Source organism: Streptomyces sp. NBC_01445 (genome assembly GCF_035918235.1).
Taxonomy (GTDB): Bacteria; Actinomycetota; Actinomycetes; order Streptomycetales; family Streptomycetaceae; genus Streptomyces.
The window spans coordinates 8,452,233-8,471,676 of sequence record NZ_CP109485.1 but is presented as its reverse complement, the minus strand read 5'-3'; the positions used below and the strand labels follow the sequence as shown (position 1 = coordinate 8,471,676).

Sequence of the window (19,444 nt, the reverse complement as noted above, 5' to 3'; positions counted from 1 at the left end):
AGCAGCAGAGGTGGATGAGTTCGATTACGTGGTGGTCGGCGGTGGTACGGCCGGGGCGGTCGTGGCCGCGCGGCTGAGCGAGGACCCGGCCGTCACTGTCTGCGTGCTGGAAGCCGGTCCCTCCGACGTCGGCGACGACAGCATCCTGCGGCTCGAGCGGTGGATGGCCCTGCTGGAGTCCGGTTACGACTGGGACTACCCGGTGGAGCAGCAGGAGAACGGCAACAGCTTCATGCGGCACGCCCGCGGCAAGGTCCTCGGCGGCTGCTCGTCGCACAACTCCTGCATCGCGTTCTGGGCGCCGGCCGAGGATCTCGACGAGTGGGGGGCGCTGGGCTGTACGGGGTGGAGCGCCGCGGACTGCTACCCGCTCTACCAGCGTCTGGAGACCAACGACGCGCCCGGGGACCACCATGGCCACTCCGGCCCCGTCACCATCCGCACGATCCCGCCCAACGACCCGTGCGGCAGAGCGTTGTTGGCCGCCTGCGCCGACGCGGGCATTCCCACCACACCGTTCAACACCGGCTCCACGGTGGTGCGCGGCGCGCACTGGTTCCAGATCAACGCCCGTGAGGACGGCACCCGTTCGTCCGCGTCCGTGTCGTATCTCCATCCGATTCTCGACAGCCGGCCGAATCTGGAGATCCGTACCGGGCTCCAGGCCAAGTCGCTGCGGTTCGACGACAGCAATCGCTGCACCGGTGTCGACTACTTGGAGCCCGACACCATTCACAGCGGCTCGGTCGCGGCGCGGCGTGAAGTCATCGTGAGCTGCGGAGCCATCGACTCGCCGAAGCTGCTGATGCTGTCGGGCATCGGACCGGCCGGGGATCTGCGCGATTGCGGCGTCGAGGTGCGCGTGGACTCCCCCGGGGTCGGCTCGCATCTCCAGGACCATCCGGAGGGTGTGATCATGTGGGAGGCGAAGCAGCCCATGGTCACGAGGTCCACCCAGTGGTGGGAGATCGGCATCTTCGCCGGAACCGAACCAGGCCTGGACCGGCCCGACTTGATGTTCCACTACGGCTCGGTGCCCTTCGACATGAACACGTACCGGCGCGGCTACCCGACGACGGACAACGCGTTCTGTCTCACGCCGAACGTCACCCGGGCCCGGTCCATGGGCACGGTGCGGCTGCGCACCCGCGACTTCCGTGACAAGCCCAGGGTCGACCCGCGGTACTTCACGGATGAGCACGACATCCAGGTGATGATCCACGGGCTTCGGCTCGCAAGGGAGATCACGGCGCAGGCGCCGATGGCCGCTTGGGCGGGTGCCGAACTGGCCCCCGGCCCGGATGCTCAGTCCGACGACGAGCTGTTCTCGTACATCAAGGAGACCCACAACACGGTGTATCACCCGGCGGGAACGGTCCGGATGGGCTCGGCGTCCGACGCGGACTCTCCGCTCGACCCGCAGCTGCGGGTCAAGGGGGTCAGTGGGCTGCGGGTGGCCGACGCGTCGGTCATGCCGTTCCTGCCTGCCGTCAATCCATGCATCACGACGATGATGATCGGCGAGAAGTGCGCCGACATGATCAAGGCAGGTTGATCCGGGGAGGGTGTTGACGGTGCGGCCCGCCCGCGCGGCCATCGCGCACAAAGGGCGCCTGTCTCGACGGTGTCCGCATCCGGTCGGTACCCGGCCACCGAACTCGATCACCCATATCAGGCCCATCGCATACATCACGCGGAATACAAGATCACCTACGAAGGTTGCGGCAGACGTCGGACATTGATCCACCTGGCAGCGGGAGACAGCTCATGAGCTTCAGCGACAGCAGCAGCACGCAGGCATCTGCGATCGGCAGGTACGGCCTGTGGAACACCGGACTGCGCGACCCGGACCCTGCTCGGGCGACCGAACTCGCCGAAACGGCCGCGGAGTTGGAGCAGCTCGGCTACGGCGCGCTCTGGCTCGGCGGCAGCAGCGGCATCGAACACGCCGCCCCGCTGATCGAGGCCACCTCGAAGATCACCGTCGCGACCGGCATCCTCAGCATCTGGCAGCACGAGGCGCGGGAGACCGCCGACCGCTGGGCCGCCCTGGAGGCCGCCCACCCCGGCCGGTTCCTGCTCGGCCTCGGCGTGAGCCACGCGAAGCTCACCGCGCAGTACAAGCGTCCGTACGCCGCCATGGTCGACTACCTCGACGCGCTGGACGCCGCGGGGATCCCGGCCGGCCGCCGCGTGTTGGCCGCGCTCGGCCCACGCATGCTGGAGCTCTCCCGCGACCGTGCCGCCGGCGCCCACCCGTATCTCGTCACCCCGGAGCACACCGCGCAGGCCCGTGAGGCGCTCGGCCAGGGGCCGCTTCTCGCGCCGGAGTTCACCGTGGTCCTGGAGGCCGACCCGGACCGCGCGCGGGCGACCGCCCGCGAGACGCTCGCGCTCTATCTGCAGCTGGCCAACTACACCAACAGCTGGCTGCGTCTCGGCTTCACCGAGGACGACTTCGCGAACGGCGGCAGCGACCGGCTCGTCGACGCCCTCTTCGGCTGGGGTGACGAGCAGCGGGTGCGCGAGCGGATCGACGCCTTCCTGGACGCGGGCGCGGACCACGTCGCCATCCAGGTGCTGGCCCCGGGCGAGGACCGGGCCGGCCTTCCCCGGGAGCAGTGGCGGCGGCTGGCGGCGACACTGGAGCTCTGAGTCCAGGGGGTGAAATCCTCGCGCGAAATCCTGTGCCTCCCAGGTCCACCCCTGTCGCACGCCCAATGCGCCGCGCATCCGCATCCGCATCCGCATCCGCATCCGCATCCGGGTGAGGGATGACCGACGGCAGTGCTCCGCCCGGCCACAACCACCGTGAGAATTGAGTGAGTTGAGATGCGAGACATCGTTCTGGGCATGTCGGTTTCCCTCGACGGCTACATCGAGGGGCCGGACCGCGACATCGGCTGGCACCGGGTCGACGAGGAGCTGCACCGGTACTTCAACGCGGAGCTCGCCGGGATGAGCGCCTTCATCGACGGGCGGGTCACCCATGAGCTGATGGTGTCGGTCTGGCCGACCGTCGACGCCGACCCGGACTGCGGCGAGACGATGGCCGAGTTCGCGGGCATCTGGCGGAACATGCCCAAGATCGTGTTCTCCAGGACGCTGGAGAACAGCGCGGAGAACACCGACTGGAACACGACGATCGTGCGGGACGTCGTCGTGGAGGACATCCTGGCGCTCAAGGCGCAGCCCGGCGGGGACATGTCACTCGGCGGGGCCGGTCTCGCTGCGACGTTCATGGAGCTCGACCTGGTCGACGAGTTCCGCGTATACGTCCATCCGGTGCTGATCGGGGGCGGAAAGCCGCTGTTCCCGGCGGCGGGCCGCGCAGTCGCGCTCCGGCTCATGGAGACCCGGACGTTCGGGAACGGGGTCGTCATGCTGCGCTACCGGCGCGCGGCGGAGACGGCCTCGTAAGTCACCCGTAGCGCGGATACGGGACCGCCCCGGTCGGCTGATGCCGACCGGGGCGGAACACGTCAGACCGGGAGTGCTCAGGCGAGCGACGCGATGGCCTGGTTGAACGTGGCCGACGGGCGCATGATCGCCGCGGCCTTGGCGGCGTCGGGCTGGTAGTAGCCGCCGATGTCGGCCGGGTTGCCCTGGACCGCGATCAGCTCGTCGACGATCGTCTGCTCCTGCTCGCCGAGCGTCTTGGCGAGCGGCGCGAACGCCTCGGCGAGCTGGGCGTCGTCGGTCTGCTTGGCCAGCTCCTGCGCCCAGTACAGGGCGAGGTAGAAGTGGCTGCCGCGGTTGTCGATACCGCCCAGCTTGCGGCTCGGCGACTTGTCCTCGTTGAGGAAGGTGCCGGTCGCGCGGTCGAGAGTGTCGCCCAGGACCTTGGCGCGGGCGTTGCCCGTGGTGGTCGCGAGGTGCTCGAAGGAGACGGCGAGGGCGAGGAACTCGCCGAGGCTGTCCCAGCGCAGGTAGTTCTCCTTGACGAGCTGCTGGACGTGCTTCGGGGCGGAGCCGCCGGCGCCCGTCTCGAACAGGCCGCCGCCGTTCATCAGCGGGACGACGGAGAGCATCTTCGCGCTCGTGCCCAGCTCGAGGATCGGGAAGAGGTCGGTCAGGTAGTCGCGCAGCACGTTGCCGGTGACGGAGATGGTGTCCTCGCCGCGGCGGATGCGCTCCAGGGAGAAAGCGGTCGCCTCGACCGGCGACATGATCTCGATCTGCAGACCGTCCGTGTCGTGGTCGGCCAGGTACGCCTTGACCTTCTCGATGAGCGTCGCGTCGTGCGCGCGGCCCTCGTCGAGCCAGAACACGGCCGGGTCGCCGGTCGCGCGGGCGCGGGTGACGGCGAGCTTGACCCAGTCCTGGATCGGCAGGTCCTTGGTCTGGCAGGCGCGGAAGATGTCGCCCTCGGCGACCTCCTGCTCCAGGACCACGTTGCCCGCGGCGTCCACGAGGCGGACGGTGCCCGCGGCCTGGATCTCGAAGGTCTTGTCGTGGCTGCCGTACTCCTCGGCCTTCTGCGCCATGAGGCCGACGTTCGGCACCGAGCCCATGGTGGACGGGTCGAAGGCGCCGTTGGCGCGGCAGTCGTCGATGACGGCCTGGTAGACGCCGGAGTAGCTGCTGTCGGGCAGCACCGCGAGGGTGTCGGCCTCCTCGCCGTCCGGGCCCCACATGTGGCCGGAGGTGCGGATCATGGCCGGCATGGACGCGTCGACGATGACGTCGGACGGTACGTGCAGGTTGGTGATGCCCTTGTCCGAGTCGACCATGGCGAGGGCGGGGCCCTCGGCGATCTCGGCCTCGAAGGACGCCTTGATCTCGGCGCCCAGGTGGGGCACGGAGTCCAGGCCCTTGAGGATGGTGCCGAGGCCGTCGTTCGGGGACAGGCCGGCGGCGACGAGCGCCTCGCCGTACTTCGCGAACGTCTTCGGGAAGAAGGCGCGCACGACGTGGCCGAAGATGATCGGGTCGGAGACCTTCATCATCGTGGCCTTGAGGTGCACGGAGAACAGGACGTCCTCGGCCTTGGCCTTGGCGATCTGCGCCGTGAGGAACTCGCGCAGCGCGGCGACGCGCAGCACGGAGGCGTCGACGACCTCGCCCGCGAGGACCGGGACGGACTCGCGCAGAACGGTGGTGGTGCCGTCGGCGGCCGCCAGCTCGATGCGCAGGGTGCCGGGCTCGGCGATCACCGCGGACTTCTCGGTGGAGCGGAAGTCGTTGACGCCCATGGTGGCGACGTTGGTCTTCGACTCCGGCGTCCACTTGCCCATGCGGTGGGGGTGCGCCTTGGCGTAGTTCTTGACCGACGCGGGGGCGCGGCGGTCGGAGTTGCCCTCACGCAGGACCGGGTTGACGGCGCTGCCCTTGACCTTGTCGTAACGGGCGCGGACGTCCTTGTCCTCGTCGGTCCGCGGGTCGTCCGGGTAGTCCGGCAGCGCGTAGCCCTGACCCTGCAGCTCGGCGATGGCCGCCTTCAGCTGCGGGATGGAGGCCGAGATGTTCGGCAGCTTGATGATGTTCGCGCCGGGCGTCTTGGCCAGCTCGCCGAGCTCGGCGAGCGCGTCCTCGATGCGCTGGCCCTCCTCGAGTCGCTCCGGGAAGCTGGCGATGATCCGCCCGGCCAGCGAGATGTCGCGGCTCTCCACACTGACGCCGGCGGTCGAGGCGTAGGCCTCGACCACGGGCAGGAACGAATACGTCGCGAGGGCCGGGGCCTCGTCGGTGTGCGTATAGATGATGGTCGAGTCAGTCACCGGGTGCTCCGCTCCACGTCTGCAACATTGCTCGACATCAAGATATCTCGTGACCGACCCCCTCTCGACAGGACCCCGCACCGGATCCCGCACCGGATCCTGAGCTCCTCCCCGAGTGCGCTCCACTGGCCCGCGCAATCCCGGATCCACTGGACCATTGGTACAGTCATCCGGCGATCACCGCCCCGCGAAGGAGGCCGCAGCCCATGGCCGTGGACGAGTTGGACACCCGCATCCTGCGTCTCCTCCTGGAGCAGCCGCGTACGAGTGTGCGTGAGTACGCCCGCATTCTCGGCGTGGCCCGCGGCACGCTCCAGGCGCGGCTCGACCGGCTGGAGCGCGACGGGGTGATCACCGGCACCGGCCCGGCCCTCTCCCCCACGGCCCTCGGCCACCCGGTCCTCGCGTTCGTCCACATCGAGGTCACGCAGGGCCATCTCGAAGACGTGGGCGACGCACTCGCCGGCGTGCCGGAGATCATCGAGGCCTTCTCGATCACCGGCGGAGGAGACCTCCTGACCCGCGTCGCGGCTCGCGACAACGGCCATCTGGAGGACATCATCCAGCAGCTCAACCGGCTGCCCGGCGTGGTCCGCACCCGTACCGAGGTCGCGCTGCGCGAGCGCGTGCCGCACCGGGTCCTGCCACTCGTCGAGGCGATCGGCCGGGCCGCCGCCGAGCGCCGGTGACCGCAGCCTTGGCATCCTGGTGCGCATGAGCACCCTGGGCAGCACCGCGGTCGTCCTCGACCTCGACGGAACCCTCGTGGACAGCGAGCCGAACTACTTCGAGGCGAGTCGGCTCACCCTCGCCGAACACGGCGTCCCGGACTTCACTTGGCAGGAACACGAGTCCTACGTCGGCATCAGCGCCCAGGAGACCATCGAGAGCCTGCGCCAGAAGTACGGGATCCAGGCCACGGTCGACGCGCTGCTCACGGAAATGAGCACCCGCTACCTCGCGCTCGCCCGCGCCAGGACACCCGTATATCCGCAGATGCGGAAGTTGGTGGAGCGGCTGCACGAGGCGGGGGTGCCGATGGCCGTCGCGTCCGGATCGCCGCTCGATGCCATCGACGCGGTCCTGTCGGGCACGGGCCTTGACGCACAGCTCAGGATCTACGTCTCCGCGGACGAGGTCGCCCACGGCAAGCCCGCGCCCGACGTGTTCCTGGAGGCCGCGCGCAGGCTCGGCGCGATGCCCGCGCACTGCACAGTGATGGAGGACGCGGTTCCGGGAGCGGCGGCCGCGTATGCCGCCGGGATGCGCTGCATCGCGATCCCGTACGTGGCCGCGCAGGCCGACGATCCCGCGTTCGCCACTGCGGGGCTGCTGTTCCGGGGCGGGCAGCGGGAGTTCACGGCGGAGGCCGCGTACGACTGGCTGGCGAGGACGGCGACTGCGGGCATGTGACGCCCGTGCGCCGTGGGCAGCACCCGAAGTCTCTGGACGAACAGTCCAGCTCTTTATAAACTGTCAGCATGTCCGAACCCGGCCACACCCATCTCATGGAGCAGCTCCAGCAGGTCGCCAAGGGGCTCGCGGCCACGTTCGCACCGTTCTGCGAGGTCGTCGTGCACGATCTCGACGACCCGGACCACGCGATCGTCGCCATCGAGAACAACCTGTCGGGCCGTTCCGTGGGCGACCCCGCCACCGAACTCGGGCTCGCGCGTATGGCCGACGACGCGTACCCGCAGGTCGTGGCGAACTATCCGAACCGGTTCGCGGACGGCCGCCGGGTCAAGAGCACGTCGATCGGCATCAAGGACGAGCGGGGCCACTACGCCGGCGCGCTCTGCCTGAACATCGACATGACCGTCTTCGACGGCATCGGCACCGTGCTCGACCACTTCGGCCGCTCCGACGGCGCCGCCGCCCCCGCCGAGTCCCTCGACCCGGCGAACGGCGACGCCATCCGTGCCCGCATCGACGCGTTCGCCGCCGACCGCGCGACCACTCCGCGCGCCCTGCGGACGACCCAACGCCGGGAACTCGTACGGGAGTTGAAGGCCCAGGGCTTCATGGAAGTACGCCGGTCGGCAGGCATCGTCGCCGACCACCTGGGTGTGTCGAGGGCGACGGTGTACGCGGACGCCAAATAGGCGGATGCCGTATGCCCGGACGCCCGGATGTCCGGACACGCGGATGTCCGGATGTCCCCGGATGCCACATGATCAGCTGCCGATTGAGAGGAAGCCCCATGGCCGACCTGACGCCGTCCGACCTGCCGACCTACGAAGACGTCGTGCGCGCGCACGAGCGCGTCGCCCCGCACGCCCACCGCACCCCCGTGCTCACCTCGCGCCTCACCGACGCCGAACTCGGCGCCTCGCTCCACTTCAAGTGCGAGAACTTCCAGCGCATGGGCGCCTTCAAGTTCCGCGGCGCGTTCAACGCGCTGTCCAAGTTCTCGCCGGAGCAGCGCCGCGCCGGCGTCGTCGCCTACTCGTCCGGCAACCACGCACAGGCCGTGGCCCTGTCCGCCGCCATCCTGGAAATGCCCGCGACCATCGTCATGCCGCACGACGCCCCCGCGGCCAAGCTGGCCGCCACCAAGGGGTACGGCGCGGAGGTCGTGATGTACGACCGCTACACGGAGAACGTCGAGGAGATCGGGCACCGGGTCGCCGCCGAGCGGGGCCTGACGCTGATCCCGCCGTACGACCACCCGGACGTGATGGCGGGGCAGGGCACCGCGGCCAAGGAACTGTTCGAGGAGGTCGGTGAACTCGACGCGCTGTTCGTGCCGCTGGGCGGCGGCGGGCTGCTCTCCGGGTCGATCCTCGCCGCCCGCGCCCTGTCCCCGGGCTGCGCCGTCTACGGCGTCGAGCCCGAGGCGGGCGACGACGGCAGGCAGTCGCTGCGCGAGGGCCGCATCATCGACATCGACACCCCGCAGACCATCGCGGACGGCGCACAGACGCGGCACCTGGGCAAGCACACCTTCGCCGTCATCAAGGACGGCGTCGACGACATCCTCACCGCCACGGACGACCAACTGGTCGAGTGCATGCGGATCTTCCACACCCGGATGAAGACCGTCGTCGAACCGACGGGCTGCCTCGGCTTCGCCGCCGCGCGCGCCCTGGCCGGGCAGCTGCGCGGCCGCCGCGTCGGTGTGATCGTCAGCGGCGGCAACGTCGACATCGCACGCTTCACCGAGCTGCTCCGGCCCTGAGACGCTTCTCGGTTACGCTGCGCCCTCAGTACCGCTGCGCCTTGGCGATCTTCGCGGTCAGCTTCATCTCCGGGGGCTTGCGGCTGATGGCCAGGGGCTGGGCCCGCTCGCCGGGGTCGAGGTTCTCCGCGCCGACGTACCGGGTCTCTACGACCTTGCCGTCGGCGTCCTTGAAATCGACCTGCACGGCGTAGGAAGCCTTCTTGTCGGTGCGGTTGGTGATGTTGACGACGACGGCGAACACGCCGCCCGTCTGGGACCGCGGCTTCCCGGTGAGGGCGACATCGGCCATGGCGTTGCCCTGGCCCTTGACCTTCAGGAGTTCGCTGGCGGCCGCGGCGTTGGCCCGTTCCACCTCGGCCGACACGGACGCCTCGAACTCGGAGGCCCTGGCCGACGCGGAGCTCGCCGCCGCCGAGGCCTCCGCCTTCGCGGAGGCGACGGCAGACTCGGCGGCCGACGCCATCGCGGAGGGCGGGGTGCCCGAGAAGGAAGCCGTATTGGGGGGTGTAGGGCGCGGGCTGACGCTCGACGAACTGCCGTTGCCGCTGTCCGTGCTGCACGACACGAGGGCCGCGGCGCTTGTCGTGGCAGCGAGCACGGCCAGGACGGCCGTCATGGACCGCCGCCGACGCGACGCTGGCTTCTTCCCGGAGGGACCGGCACTCATTCAGACGTCTCCTTGCATCTATCCGAAAGCTCTGGCTCAGTAGCGCATGATTCCGACGATTCCCGACTCGTCCGGGAGGGTTCCGTCAGGGACGAAGCGCACCTCGGCGCCCGTCTCCAGGGCCCGTTCGACGATCTCGTCGACGATGTCGTCGTGGGCGTCCAGGTCGCCGGGCTCGGCCGGGACCAGGTGGTCGCCGGCCTGCCGGACGGTGGTGCGGAAATGCTCTTCGACGACCAGTGCACGGACCCGCCCGGCGGCGACGTGCTCCCACACCTCGTCCACGCCCGCGGCGAACTCCTTCCAGCCCCGCGCACGCTCGATGTCCGCCATGGTGGCGGCCACACTCTGCTGCTCCTGAGCGGTGACGGCGGGCCGCACCGCCTCCCGCACCGCCTCCGCATCGGCGTTCGCGAGTCCGCCGTGGGCCACGGGGACGGCGTGCTCGGTGGCCGTTCCGACCTCGTTCAGCAGGGTGACGGCCTCCTGCTCACCGGCGACGTACAGCCGCGCGGTGGGAGCGAGGGCTTCGTCGAGCGCCGTGTCGACCTGCCGGAGGAACTGGCGGGTCTGCTCGTCGCGGTAGGTGCTCGGCAGGTCCCCGACGCGCTGCTTGCGCTCGGCGTCAGGGGCGTCGAGGCTCCGGGTCAGCGGGAATCCTGCCGTGTGCTGCTCCACGAGGCGCCGCGCGTCGCCCTTCCACAGAGCGGCACGGTCCGCCGAGACGGCGAGGACCCAGTAGGGCTGTTCGGCGCTGTACGCGGCGACGAGATTGCGGGTCAGATACGTGTCGGCGAGCACGACCCGTTCGGGGACGGTGCGCGGCAGCGACCACACGTGGTGCTCGCCCGGCGAGGCGAAGATCGCCAGACCGTCCTCGGCGTGGTCGAGGTCGATCTCCGCGAGCGCCAGATCCAGCTGCTCGACGATGTCCTGGCGGCGCTCCGGGCTCACCGCGGGATCGGCCTTCAGCTCGTTGGCGGCCTCGGCCAGGAGATTGCGCAGCCGGATGGGGTCCTGCGCGTTGTCCGGCTTCCGCCGGTGCGTGGGCACAAGGACCGACACCGCCGGATAGTGCCGGGGCCGGCGCAGCGACGCCAGCACGGCGGGGGTCAGTTCGGGCTGCATGGGAGCGCCTTTCCAAAGGCGTGAGGCTTCACAAGGCTTCCTCGATGCACGATATGCCCGAATTTCCCGTTCGGCGCGCGGCACTACTCCCCTTGCCACCCCAACCCCTCAATGGGAGATACAAGACATTTAGCGAATATGGTCGTCCTCTGCCGGTTCCAACGCCCCACGGCCAGAGGAAGACATGACGCAGGCAGAAGGCACCCTTTCCGCCGACCAGCCCGAGCAGTCGCCCACAGCCAAGCTGACCCTCCTCACGCTGACGACGATGGTCGTCGGATCCATGGTCGGCGCCGGCGTCTTCTCCCTGCCGAGCCGCTTCGCGCAGGAGACCGGCGTGGCCGGCGCCCTGATCGCGTGGGCCATCGCCGGCACCGGCATGCTGATGCTCGCCTTCGTCTTCCAGACGCTCGCCGTCCGCAGGCCCGATCTGGACGCCGGCGTGTACGCGTACGCCAAGGCCGGGTTCGGCGAATATCTGGGCTTCTTCTCGGCCTTCGGCTACTGGGCCAGCGCGTGCGTCGGCAATGTGACGTACTGGGTGCTGATCATGTCGACCATCGGCGCGATCGCCCCCGCCCTCGGCGACGGCGACACCGCCCTCGCGATCATCCTGTCCTCGGCAGGGCTGTGGGCGTTCTTCTTCCTGATCCGGCGAGGGGTCAAGGAAGCGGCCACGATCAACCGCGTCGTCACCGTCGCGAAGGTCGTGCCGATCCTCGTCTTCGTCGTGCTGGCCCTGTTCTGCCTCAAGCCGCACGTCTTCGCGGAGAACTTCGGCGGCGCCGACTATGCGGGCTCACTGTTCTCCCAGGTCAGAGGGACGATGCTGGCGACGGTCTTCGTGTTCCTCGGCGTCGAGGGCGCGAGCGTCTACTCCCGCCACGCCAAACGCCGCGAGGACGTCGGCCGCGCGACCGTCCTGGGTTTCCTGAGCGTCTTCGCCGTCTTCGCCTCCGTCACGATCGTGTCGTACGGCATCCTGCCGATGAGCGAGATCGCCGAGCTGCGCCAGCCGTCCATGGCGGGCGTTCTCGAGGAGGCGGTCGGCACCTGGGGCAAGGTGTTCGTCAGCGTCGGCCTGATCATCTCCGTGCTCGGCGCCTATCTCGCGTGGACGCTGATGTCGGCCGAGGTCCTCCTCGTCGCCGCCAGGGACAAGGACATGCCGCGGTTCCTGGCCCGTACGAACCACACCGACGTGCCCGTGCCCGCACTTGTGATGACCACGGCCCTCTCCCAGGTCGTCCTGGTCATCACCTCGTTCTCGGACGACGCGTTCAACTTCGCGCTCGATCTGACCAGCGCCCTGTCGCTGATCCCGTTCCTGCTGGCCGCCGCGTTCGCCGTGAAGATCGCGCTGCGGCCGGACGAACTGACCGCCGGGGCCCGCGACTCGCGCGGCGAACTCGTCGTGGCGGTCATCGCGACCGTCTACACGGCGTTCCTTCTCTACGCGGCCGGGGTGAAGTTCGTCCTGGTGTCCCTCATCATCTACGCGCCCGCCACCGTCCTCTTCGTGATGGCCCGCCGCGAACAGGGCAGACGCCTGTTCTCCCCCACCGAACTCGTCATCCTCGCGGTGTCCGTGGCCGGAGCGGTCCTCGGCGTCATCGCCCTGGCGGCCGGCTGGATCAGCCTCTGACCGGCCCGCCCGTCGCACCGACTCCCTGGAAAGGCACATCGTGACCAGCAACGACACCACGGCCGAGCCGGCGCTCGGCGTCTACTCCGAGGTCGGCACGCTGCGCAAGGTCCTGGTCTGCGCGCCCGGCCTCGCCCACCGCAGGCTCACCCCGACCAACTCCGACGACCTCCTCTTCGACGACGTGATGTGGGTGGAGAACGCCCAGCGCGACCACGCCGACTTCGTCAACAAGCTGCGAGGGCGCGGCGTCGACGTCGTAGAACTGCACGAACTCCTCGCCGAGACCATGCTGATCCCCGAGGCGAAGGCCTGGCTCCTGGACCGCAAGATCGTCGCGAACGAGGTCGGTCTCGGCCTCATGGACGACACCCGGGCCTTCCTCGACGAGCTCAGCCCGCACCGTCTCACCGAGTATCTGGTCGGCGGGCTTGCCACCACCGACCTGCCGGACGAGTTCCGCTCCGACTACGTCGCCCTGGTCCGCGAGTCGACGGGCGTACGCGAGTACCTCATGCCGCCCCTGCCCAACACCCTCTACACCCGCGACACCACCTGCTGGCTGTACGAGGGCGTCACCCTCAACCCGCTGTACTGGCCCGCACGCCACGACGAGACCCTGCTGATGAAGGCGATCTACGCGTTCCACCCCGACTTCATGGGCTCCACCGTGTGGTGGGGGGACCCCGAACGGGACTGGGGCCAGGCCACGTTCGAGGGCGGCGACATCATGCCCGTGGGCAACGGGGTCGTCCTGATGGGCATGAGCGAGCGCACCTCACGGCAGGCGATCACTCAGGTGGCGGCCGAACTCTTCAGGAACGGCGCTGCGGAGCAGGTCATCGTCGCCGGTATGCCGAAGCTGCGCTCCGCCATGCACCTGGACACCGTCTTCACCTTCGCCGACCGCGACATCGTCACGCTCTACCCGGCCATCATGGACGCCGTCCACACCTTCACGCTGCGCCCCGGCAGCGATCCGTCCGGCCTCCACATCGCCGACGAAGGCTCGCGCCCGTTCGTCGACGTCGTGGCGAAGGCGCTCGGCCTCGGCGCACTGCGCGTCATCGAGACCGGCGGCGACGTCTACGCCTCCGAGCGCCAGCAGTGGGACAGCGGCAACAACGCCGTCGCGGTCGAACCGGGCGTCGTCGTCACGTACGACCGCAACACCCAGACGAACACCCTGCTGCGCAAGGCGGGCGTCGAGGTCATCACCATCGTCGGCGCGGAACTCGGCCGCGGCCGAGGCGGCGGACACTGCATGACGTGCCCGCTGATCCGGGACCCCGTCGACTTCTGACCGGCGCCGAGTGCGCCCGGCTCAGCTGTCGTACGCGTAGAAGCCGCGCCCCGACTTCCGGCCGAGCGCGCCCGCGGCGACCATGCGGCGCAGCAGCGGCGGGGGCGCGTACAGCGGCTCCTTGAACTCGTCGTACATCGACTCCGCGATGGACTGCGCCGTGTCGAGGCCGATGAGGTCGAGGAGGCGCAGCGGGCCCATGGGATGCGCGCAGCCGAGCACCATGCCGTTGTCGATGTCCTCGGCGGACGCGGCCCCCGACTCCAGCATCCTGACGGCGGAGACGAGGTACGGGATCAGCAGGGCGTTGACGACGAAGCCCGCCCGGTCCTGGGCGTGGACGACGGTCTTGCCGAGCCGCCGCTCAGCGAAGTCCGTCACCGCGTCGGTGACGCTCTGCGCGGTGAGCTGCGTCGGGATGACCTCGACGAGACGCTGTACGGGGACGGGGTTGAAGAAGTGGACGCCGACGACCTGCTGGGGGCGCGAGGTGACCGCGGCGAGGTCGATGATCGGGATGGAGGAGGTGTTGGAGGCGATGATCGCGTCCCCGCCCCCGAGCACCCGGTCGAGCTCCTTGAACACGGCGGTCTTCACGTCGGGCTGCTCGGCGACGGCCTCGACGACCAGGTCACGGTCGGCGAACTCGTCGAGGTCGGTGGTGAACTCCAGCCTGGCGAGGGCGGCTTCGCGCTCGTCCGCGCTCAACTTGCCGCTGCGCAGGCCGCGGTCGAGGGACGTGACGATACGGGACCGGCCCGCCGCAAGCGCCTCTTCGCCGCGCTCGGCGACCAGGACGTCGAGACCGGCGCGGGCGCAGACCTCCGCGATGCCCGATCCCATCAGGCCGCAGCCCACCACGCCCACTCTGCCGAACTCACGCATCGAAAATCGTCCTCTCTTACGGCCGCCCGCGGTTGCCGGGCCACCCGTTGTCGCAATACGGCAGAGTCACTGCCAGTCGGTGCGTCCACCCGTGTCGCACAGCTCGAAGACCACTTCCCCGGCGTCGGGGTCGCTGCCGGCCACGGGTCGCACCCGGGCGCCGATCCACACCAGGTTCGGTGCCGCGCCGACGACGCGGCACCGGAACACGAAGCCTTCGGGGAAGCGGACGAGGGACTCGTTTCGCGCCGTCCCCGTGTACCGGTTCACGACGCTGGACTGCACGACGACGCCAAGACCGTCGCTGTGTTCGGCCTGCAGATCGCTCGACGCGCACACCGGACACAGCAGCCGCCGGAACGAGGCGGTGCCGCACCATCGGCAGCGCTGGATCGTCAGGCCGGTCCCGTCGGGGCCGGTCGGCGCGGCGTGGGACACGTCGTGCCCGATCGGCGCGGTGTGGGTTGCTGTTGCTGTCTCGGACACGGCTCGGCCCCCTGCGCTCGGCTCTGATGCGCCGCACCATCGCGTCGGCGCCTCCGCACCGTATGGCACTGAGTTCCGTGCTGTAAAGGCACTGAGTGCCAAATCAAGTCAGATGCGTCCCCGGACCGAGCCCTCAGCCCTGCCCCAAGGCCGATTCGATCCGCTGCACGACCTGCCACATCGGGGCACCCTTCGGGGCCACCATCACGACGACTTCGTCCTCGGCGGCGGGCAGGGCCGCACTCCGGTCCGCGCCACTCCACACACCGCGCACCATCCCCAGAGCGTGGTCCACGGCCGCGTACGGGTCTCCCTCACCACCCGAACGGAGCCAGGTTCGGAGCCCGTTGTTGTGGGCGGCGACGACGGACGCCGCGATCACCTCGGCCCGCAGCGCGCCGTCCCGCTCCCCCTCGAAACGCTCCCGCAGATAGCCCGCCAGGGTGCGCTCGTAGCGCCGTACCACCGACAGCTCGTACGTCCGCAGCCCCGGCACCTCACGCGTGAGGCGATAACGCTGCACGGAGAACTCGGGGTTGGCCGCGTACATGCGCAGCACGAGACGCGCCGCGTCGGAGACGGTGCCCACCGGGTCGCTGCCGTCGGCCTCTTCGAGGAACGCCGTCATGTCGGCGAGGCAGCGCTCGTGATCCGGGAAGACCGCGTCCTCCTTGGACGGGAAGTACCGGAAGAACGACCTGCGCCCGACACCCGCACGGGCGACGATGTCGTCGACCGTGGTCTGCTCGAAACCCCGGTCGAGGAAGAGCTGGAACGCCGCCTCGGCGAGCACCTCGCGCATCGGCGCTTTCTTGGCCGGTCTGGTCGCCTCAGTCATGCCGGGAACGTAACACCGAAGAGGCCCATCTGGCACCACGTACCTTGCCAGAGGGTACTGAGTGCCATAGTGTCGCTTTCAGGAACTACAGGGTAGGAGAGCCGGCGTGAGCTTGAGGATCGTTGTCACCGTGAAGTATGTGCCGGATGCGACGGGGGACCGGCATTTCGCTGATGACCTGACGGTGGACCGTGATGATGTGGACGGGCTGCTGTCGGAGCTGGACGAGTACGCGGTCGAGCAGGCGTTGCAGATCGCGGACGAGGCGGACGAGGCGGAGATCACCGTGTTGACGGTGGGTCCGGAGGACGCGAAGGACGCGTTGCGCAAGGCGTTGTCGATGGGCGCGGACAAGGCGATCCATGTCGAGGACGACGATCTGCACGGCACGGACATCGTGGGCACGTCGCTGGTGCTGGCGAAGGCGATCGAGAAGGCCGGCTTCGATCTGGTGGTCTCGGGTATGGCGTCCACGGACGGCACGGCGGGTGTGGTGCCGGCGCTGCTGGCGGAGCGTCTGGGTGTGCCGCAGGTGACGCTGTTGTCGCAGGTGTCGGTCGAGGACGGTGTGGTCAAGGGGCGCCGTGACGGCGACACCGCCTCGGAGCAGGTGGAGGCGTCCCTGCCGGCGGTGGTGTCGGTGACCGACCAGTCGGGCGAGGCGCGTTACCCCTCGTTCAAGGGGATCATGGCGGCGAAGAAGAAGCCGGTCACCTCCTGGGACCTGTCGGATCTGGACATCGAGGCCGAGGAAGTGGGCCTGGAGGGTGCCTGGACGACGGTCGATTCCGCGGCTGAGCGTCCGGCGCGCAGTGCGGGCACGATCGTCAAGGACGAGGGCGAGGGCGGCAAGCAGCTCGCCGAGTTCCTCGCGGGCCAGAAGTTCATCTGAGTTCCGCCTGCTCGCATCACCCGCTCTGTCCTCATCTTTCGCACGCAGGAGAGAAGAAGTTCCATGGCTGAAGTTCTGGTCTACGTCGATCACGTGGACGGTGCCGTCCGCAAGCCCACCCTTGAACTGCTGACCCTGGCCCGCCGTCTGGGCGAGCCCGTCGCGCTGGCGATCGGTGCCGGCGCCGCCGACACCGCCGCGACCCTCGCCGAACACGGCGCCGTGAAGGTGCTCACGCACGACGCGTCCGAGTACGCCGACTATCTGGTCGTGCCGAAGGTGGATGCGCTGCAGGCCGCCTACAACGCGGTGTCCCCGGCCGCCGTGCTGGTGCCGTCCTCGGCGGAGGGCAAGGAGATCGCGGCGCGTCTGGCGGTACGGATCGGGTCGGGTGTCATCACCGACGCCACCGACCTGACGGCCGGTGACTCGGGTCCGGTCGCCACCCAGTCGGCGTTCGCCGCCTCCTTCACCACCACCACCCGGGTGGCCAAGGGCACCCCGGTCATCACCGTCAAGCCCAACAGTGCCCCGGTCGAGTCCGCCCCGGCCGCCGGTGCGGTCGAGACGCTGGACGTGTCGTTCTCCGACCAGGCCAGGGGCACGAAGGTCACCGCGCGCACGGCGCGTGAGTCGACCGGGCGTCCCGACCTGACCGAGGCCGCGATCGTGGTCTCCGGCGGACGTGGCGTCAACGGCGCCGAGAACTTCGCGATCATCGAGGCCCTCGCCGACTCCCTCGGCGCGGCGGTCGGCGCTTCCCGCGCCGCGGTCGACGCGGGCTGGTACCCGCACTCCAACCAGGTCGGCCAGACCGGCAAGAGTGTCTCCCCGCAGCTCTACATCGCCAACGGGATCTCCGGCGCGATCCAGCACCGGGCCGGCATGCAGACCTCGAAGACCATCGTCGCGGTCAACAAGGACGCCGAAGCCCCGATCTTCGACCTCGTCGACTACGGCGTCGTCGGCGACCTCTTCGACGTCGTCCCCCAACTCACCGAGAACGTCACCACCCGCAAGGGCTGACAGCAGCACGAAGGCCGGAGGCCCGGGACCGATATCGGTCCCGGGCCTCCGGCCTTCGTGCGTATGCCTCAGCCGGCGCGGCGGACCCGCGCGGCCTTGCGGGCATCGGCGAGCTGGCGGGCCTCGGAGGTGCGGCGCGAGTCACCACCGGCGCGGCCCGGGCGCGAGCCCATGCCGCGGAACGGGGCACCGCCGCGCTTGGGCCGCTCCGTGGCCGGCGCGGGGCCGGCGATCGGGACGCCGGAGGGCGCCTGAGCACCGGTGATACGGCTCAACTCGGCCTCGCCGGACCGGACTTGGGTGATCTGCGGCCGGATACCGGCGTCGCGCATCAGCCGGCTCATGTCGCGGCGCTGGTTGGGCAGGACGAGGGTGACGACGCTGCCGGACTCACCGGCACGGGCCGTACGGCCGCCGCGGTGCAGGTAGTCCTTGTGGTCGCTCGGCGGGTCGACGTTGACCACGAGGTCGAGGTTGTCGACGTGGATGCCGCGCGCCGCGACGTTCGTGGCGACGAGCGCCGTGACCGTACCGGCCTTGAACTGGGCCAGGGTGCGGGTGCGCTGCGGCTGGGACTTCCCGCCGTGCAGGGCGGCGGCCCGCACGCCGCTGCCGAGCAGGTGCTTGGTGAACTGGTCGACGGCGTGCTTGGTGTCGAGGAACATGATGACCCGCCCGTCGCGGGCCGCGATCTCGGTGGCGGCGGCGAACTTGTCGGCGCCGTGCACATGCAGTTCGTGGTGTTCCATCGTGGTGACGGCGCCCGCCGACGGGTCGACGGAGTGGACGACCGGGTCGTGCAGGTAGCGGCGCACCAGCAGGTCGACGTTGCGGTCGAGGGTGGCCGAGAACAGCATCCGCTGGCCCTCGGGGTGCACCAGGTCGAGCAGCTCGGTGACCTGCGGCATGAAGCCCATGTCGGCCATCTGGTCGGCCTCGTCCAGGACGGTGATCTTCACCCGGTCCAGGCGGCAGTCCTTGCGCTCGATGAGGTCCTTGAGGCGTCCGGGCGTCGCGACGACGACCTCGGCGCCACCGCGCAGCGCACTGGCCTGACGGCCGATGGACATGCCGCCGACGACGGTGGCCATCCGCAGCTTCAGCGACCGGGCGTACGGGGTGAGCGCCTCGGTGACCTGCTGGGCGAGCTCCCGCGTGGGGACGAGGATGAGGCCGAAGGGCTGCTTGGCGTCGGCGCGCTGGCCCGCGAGGCGCGCGAGGAGCGCGAGCCCGAAGGCGAGGGTCTTGCCGGAGCCGGTGCGGCCGCGGCCCAGGACGTCCCGGCCCGCGATCGAGTTCGGCAGTGTGGCCGCCTGGATCGGGAACGGCACGGTCACGCCGAGGCCGGTGAGCGTCTTGAGGATCTCGGCCGGCAGGTCGAGCTCTCCGAAGGTCTCCACGGCGGGGAGGGCGGGCGTGACGGTGACAGGCAGGGCGAACTCACCCTGCGGCGCGGCGGACCTGCGCCCGTAGCCACCGGAGCTCTTGCCTCCGGTGCGTCCCTGGCCCTGGCCCTGGGGTCGAAAACGGGCGCCCCGGTCACCGCCGGCGGAGCCCCGGCGAGGGTTGGAGTAACGGTCGTTCGTGCGAGCTGAACGGTTCATGGAGAACCTTCCTCGATATGGCACGTATCGAGGAATTCCCGGCGTATGAGTGCCGGACGAATTGCA

The 19,444-nt window shown here is 69.7% G+C and carries 18 protein-coding genes; 11 read left to right on the top strand and 7 right to left on the bottom strand.

Annotated elements, in window-relative coordinates; all coding sequences use genetic code 11:
- Nucleotides 1-10: 10 nt before the first annotated feature.
- The 3 genes from OG574_RS38600 (at nt 11) to OG574_RS38590 (ending at nt 3,420) form a co-directional block, all read left to right on the top strand.
- Nucleotides 11-1,555, top strand: a complete 1,545-nt coding sequence (locus tag OG574_RS38600) for a GMC family oxidoreductase (protein ID WP_326776990.1) — start codon at nt 11-13, stop codon at nt 1,553-1,555.
- A 212-nt stretch (nt 1,556-1,767) separates the two neighbouring features.
- Complete coding sequence (locus OG574_RS38595) at nt 1,768-2,655, top strand: LLM class F420-dependent oxidoreductase (RefSeq protein WP_326776989.1); 888 nt, start codon at nt 1,768-1,770, stop codon at nt 2,653-2,655.
- A gap of 177 nt (nt 2,656-2,832) precedes the next feature.
- Nucleotides 2,833-3,420, top strand: a complete 588-nt coding sequence (locus tag OG574_RS38590; protein ID WP_326776988.1) for a dihydrofolate reductase family protein — start codon at nt 2,833-2,835, stop codon at nt 3,418-3,420.
- 77 nt (nt 3,421-3,497) lie between these two features.
- On the opposite strand, the gene OG574_RS38585 is transcribed toward OG574_RS38590, so the two are convergent.
- Entirely contained in the window at nt 3,498-5,720 is a 2,223-nt protein-coding gene (locus OG574_RS38585; RefSeq protein WP_326776987.1) for an NADP-dependent isocitrate dehydrogenase, read from the bottom strand.
- A gap of 206 nt (nt 5,721-5,926) precedes the next feature.
- Between OG574_RS38585 and OG574_RS38580 the strand changes: the two genes are divergently transcribed.
- The 4 genes from OG574_RS38580 (at nt 5,927) to OG574_RS38565 (ending at nt 8,901) form a co-directional block, all read left to right on the top strand.
- Nucleotides 5,927-6,409, top strand: coding sequence for an Lrp/AsnC family transcriptional regulator (locus OG574_RS38580; RefSeq protein WP_326776986.1), 483 nt, complete (start codon nt 5,927-5,929; stop codon nt 6,407-6,409).
- A gap of 25 nt (nt 6,410-6,434) precedes the next feature.
- Nucleotides 6,435-7,133, top strand: coding sequence for an HAD family hydrolase (locus OG574_RS38575; protein WP_326776985.1), 699 nt, complete (start codon nt 6,435-6,437; stop codon nt 7,131-7,133).
- Between the two features lie 68 nt (nt 7,134-7,201).
- Complete coding sequence (locus OG574_RS38570) at nt 7,202-7,825, top strand: helix-turn-helix transcriptional regulator (protein ID WP_326776984.1); 624 nt, start codon at nt 7,202-7,204, stop codon at nt 7,823-7,825.
- A gap of 98 nt (nt 7,826-7,923) precedes the next feature.
- Nucleotides 7,924-8,901 carry a threo-3-hydroxy-L-aspartate ammonia-lyase gene (locus tag OG574_RS38565; RefSeq protein ID WP_199842101.1) on the top strand — a complete coding sequence of 326 codons (978 nt, stop codon included), beginning with the start codon at nt 7,924-7,926 and terminating at the stop codon, nt 8,899-8,901.
- A gap of 25 nt (nt 8,902-8,926) precedes the next feature.
- On the opposite strand, the gene OG574_RS38560 is transcribed toward OG574_RS38565, so the two are convergent.
- Nucleotides 8,927-9,571 carry an FxLYD domain-containing protein gene (locus tag OG574_RS38560; protein WP_100598841.1) on the bottom strand — a complete coding sequence of 215 codons (645 nt, stop codon included), beginning with the start codon at nt 9,569-9,571 and terminating at the stop codon, nt 8,927-8,929.
- Nucleotides 9,572-9,607: 36 nt separating this feature from the next.
- A complete protein-coding gene (locus OG574_RS38555; protein ID WP_326776983.1) occupies nt 9,608-10,699 on the bottom strand; it encodes a baeRF3 domain-containing protein in 1,092 nt (363 codons plus the stop codon).
- Nucleotides 10,700-10,883: 184 nt separating this feature from the next.
- On the opposite strand from OG574_RS38555, the gene OG574_RS38550 reads away from it, so the two are divergent.
- Entirely contained in the window at nt 10,884-12,344 is a 1,461-nt protein-coding gene (locus OG574_RS38550) for a basic amino acid/polyamine antiporter (RefSeq protein WP_326776982.1), read from the top strand.
- 40 nt (nt 12,345-12,384) lie between these two features.
- Nucleotides 12,385-13,647, top strand: coding sequence for an arginine deiminase (locus OG574_RS38545; RefSeq protein WP_326776981.1), 1,263 nt, complete (start codon nt 12,385-12,387; stop codon nt 13,645-13,647).
- A gap of 21 nt (nt 13,648-13,668) precedes the next feature.
- Here the strand turns inward: OG574_RS38545 and OG574_RS38540 are convergent, their stop codons facing one another.
- From OG574_RS38540 to OG574_RS38530, 3 genes are all read right to left on the bottom strand, one after another.
- Complete coding sequence (locus OG574_RS38540; protein WP_326776980.1) at nt 13,669-14,532, bottom strand: 3-hydroxybutyryl-CoA dehydrogenase; 864 nt, start codon at nt 14,530-14,532, stop codon at nt 13,669-13,671.
- A gap of 66 nt (nt 14,533-14,598) precedes the next feature.
- Complete coding sequence (locus OG574_RS38535) at nt 14,599-14,970, bottom strand: Zn-ribbon domain-containing OB-fold protein (RefSeq protein ID WP_234374819.1); 372 nt, start codon at nt 14,968-14,970, stop codon at nt 14,599-14,601.
- A gap of 181 nt (nt 14,971-15,151) precedes the next feature.
- On the bottom strand, nt 15,152-15,820 hold the full coding sequence (locus tag OG574_RS38530) for a TetR family transcriptional regulator (protein WP_100598846.1): 669 nt from the start codon (nt 15,818-15,820) through the stop codon (nt 15,152-15,154).
- 142 nt (nt 15,821-15,962) lie between these two features.
- Between OG574_RS38530 and OG574_RS38525 the strand changes: the two genes are divergently transcribed.
- Together OG574_RS38525 and OG574_RS38520 are read left to right on the top strand one after the other, a co-directional pair.
- Nucleotides 15,963-16,748: an electron transfer flavoprotein subunit beta/FixA family protein gene (locus OG574_RS38525; protein ID WP_326776979.1), complete on the top strand. Its 786-nt coding sequence runs from the start codon at nt 15,963-15,965 to the stop codon at nt 16,746-16,748.
- Nucleotides 16,749-16,811: 63 nt separating this feature from the next.
- Nucleotides 16,812-17,774 (top strand): electron transfer flavoprotein subunit alpha/FixB family protein, encoded by a 963-nt coding sequence (locus OG574_RS38520; protein ID WP_326776978.1) that lies wholly within the window; start codon nt 16,812-16,814, stop codon nt 17,772-17,774.
- A 68-nt stretch (nt 17,775-17,842) separates the two neighbouring features.
- On the opposite strand, the gene OG574_RS38515 is transcribed toward OG574_RS38520, so the two are convergent.
- Nucleotides 17,843-19,378: a DEAD/DEAH box helicase gene (locus OG574_RS38515; RefSeq protein WP_326776977.1), complete on the bottom strand. Its 1,536-nt coding sequence runs from the start codon at nt 19,376-19,378 to the stop codon at nt 17,843-17,845.
- Nucleotides 19,379-19,444: the final 66 nt, after the last annotated feature.

Coding starts and splice junctions, on each gene's coding strand:
- OG574_RS38595 (WP_326776989.1), top strand. CDS start 1,768: ATGAGCTTCAGCGACAGCAGCAGCACGCAGGCATCTGCGATCGGCAGG.
- OG574_RS38590 (WP_326776988.1), top strand. CDS start 2,833: ATGCGAGACATCGTTCTGGGCATGTCGGTTTCCCTCGACGGCTACATC.
- OG574_RS38580 (WP_326776986.1), top strand. CDS start 5,927: ATGGCCGTGGACGAGTTGGACACCCGCATCCTGCGTCTCCTCCTGGAG.
- OG574_RS38575 (WP_326776985.1), top strand. CDS start 6,435: ATGAGCACCCTGGGCAGCACCGCGGTCGTCCTCGACCTCGACGGAACC.
- OG574_RS38570 (WP_326776984.1), top strand. CDS start 7,202: ATGTCCGAACCCGGCCACACCCATCTCATGGAGCAGCTCCAGCAGGTC.
- OG574_RS38565 (WP_199842101.1), top strand. CDS start 7,924: ATGGCCGACCTGACGCCGTCCGACCTGCCGACCTACGAAGACGTCGTG.
- OG574_RS38560 (WP_100598841.1), bottom strand. CDS start 9,571: ATGAGTGCCGGTCCCTCCGGGAAGAAGCCAGCGTCGCGTCGGCGGCGG.
- OG574_RS38555 (WP_326776983.1), bottom strand. CDS start 10,699: ATGCAGCCCGAACTGACCCCCGCCGTGCTGGCGTCGCTGCGCCGGCCC.
- OG574_RS38550 (WP_326776982.1), top strand. CDS start 10,884: ATGACGCAGGCAGAAGGCACCCTTTCCGCCGACCAGCCCGAGCAGTCG.
- OG574_RS38540 (WP_326776980.1), bottom strand. CDS start 14,532: ATGCGTGAGTTCGGCAGAGTGGGCGTGGTGGGCTGCGGCCTGATGGGA.
- OG574_RS38530 (WP_100598846.1), bottom strand. CDS start 15,820: ATGCGCGAGGTGCTCGCCGAGGCGGCGTTCCAGCTCTTCCTCGACCGG.
- OG574_RS38520 (WP_326776978.1), top strand. CDS start 16,812: ATGGCTGAAGTTCTGGTCTACGTCGATCACGTGGACGGTGCCGTCCGC.
- OG574_RS38515 (WP_326776977.1), bottom strand. CDS start 19,378: ATGAACCGTTCAGCTCGCACGAACGACCGTTACTCCAACCCTCGCCGG.